General features: G+C 69.0%; 1 pseudogene and 1 riboswitch. The pseudogene reads left to right on the top strand.

The window, feature by feature from the left end:
• Positions 1-435: 435 nt before the first annotated feature.
• A riboswitch (ZMP/ZTP riboswitch) is annotated at positions 436-505 on the top strand.
• A pseudogene (locus AB0B82_RS35400) lies at positions 501-1430 on the top strand (5-aminoimidazole-4-carboxamide ribonucleotide transformylase); the annotation flags it as partial. It overlaps the preceding riboswitch by 5 nt.
• Between the last annotated feature and the right edge of the window lie 128 nt (positions 1431-1558).

The raw sequence follows: 1558 nt of genomic DNA, 5'->3' as shown, positions 1-1558 counted from the left end.
GTGGGTTCCGCACCGTTCACACGGGTCAGGAACCCACAACACCGTGGGTGAACCCACCGCGCGGGAACGCGCGCAGCGTCCAGACGCGGGCGCCGACTCGGTCGCCCGGATCGACCCACGGATCGGTCACAGGAGCCGGATATCCCGTGGTGTTGAGGCAACGGCGCGAGTGACCTACGGCGCGCTTCTACACATCGGTCACAACGGCCGGCGAACCCTCGAGCGAGCGCCGCCGCGGCGGCACGCGCGGAGTCGAGGGCCGTCGCCGACGTGGTCGTCGACGACGGGTGGCGGGGTGAGGCGTTGACGGATGCGGCGCGTCTGCTGGTGGTGGTGCGGGCAACCACGACCACAGGCCGTCCGGGCAACCACGACCACAGGCGGTCCGGGCAACCACGACCGCTGATGGTGTGGGCGACCGAGTAGGCTGGCGGGACCGCGACTGGCGAGGGTGGGTCACCACCAGGGAGCGAAGAACAAGGCGTCGTCCGCCTGGGCGCCTCCGATCGAGCTCGGAGGTCGCGATGCGTCTGCGGTACGGGACGAATCCTCATCAGCAGGGCGCGGTGGATTCTGCGCCGTTCACGGTGCTGGCGGGCAAGCCGTCGTACGTCAATGTGCTTGATGCGCTCACCGGATGGCAGTTGGTGCGGGAGGCCGCGCGACAGTTCGGCGTACCGGCCGCGGCGTCGTACAAACACGTCTCGCCCGCGGGTGCCGCGCTCGGCGAGACGATCGCGGAGGCTTACACGCGAGCGCGCGACGCCGATCCGAAGTCGTCGTACGGCGATTTCGTGGCGGTCTCGCACCCGGTGGATCTGGAACTCGCCACCGTGCTGAAGCGCGTCGTGTCGGACGGGATCATCGCGCCCGGGTACGCCGAGGGCGTGGTGGAGTTGCTCGCGGCGAAGAAGCGCGGGACGTACCTCGTGCTGGAGATGGACGCGGAGTACGAGCCGCCGGTGGAAGAGGTTCGCGAGGTGTTCGGCGCTCGGTTGACGCAGACGTACGACGCCTTGCCGCTGACCCGCGATCTCCTTCGAACGGACCTGCCCAACGCGGCGGCGCGGGATCTGCTGTTCGGGATGATCGTTGCCCGGTACACCCAATCCAACACGGTGGTGTTCGTGAAGGACGGGATGACGATCGGCGTCGGCGCCGGGCAGCAGTCGCGGGTGGACTGCATTCGGCTGGCGGGTGAGAAGGCCGCACTGTGGTGGGCTGGGTACTCGGCAGATCCGTTGACCGGGGTGTCGATGGTGTCGGACGGCGCATTGCCGTTCACGGACAACGTGGTGGAGGCGCAGCGGTACGGCGTCGCGCACATCGCCGAGCCGGCCGGGTCGATCCGCTCCCCCGAGGTCGAGGCTGCCTGCGCAGCGGCCGGAATCACCTGGTCACCGACCGGCGTCCGACTCTTCCGCCACTGACGCAGACGTCGAGCGTGCTGTCGGTCAGCTCGCGTTTGGGGAGTTCCGCCCTCCTGAAATGACGGGTAGAACTCCCCGGTCCTGCTTGTCCACAGATTCGGGCGAGCAGGGTCGGGTGGGGGCGGGAG

It is taken from the genome of Kribbella sp. NPDC048915 (genome assembly GCF_040649595.1).
Taxonomy (GTDB): Bacteria; Actinomycetota; Actinomycetes; order Propionibacteriales; family Kribbellaceae; genus Kribbella.
This window is presented reverse-complemented; position numbering and strand designations above follow the sequence as displayed.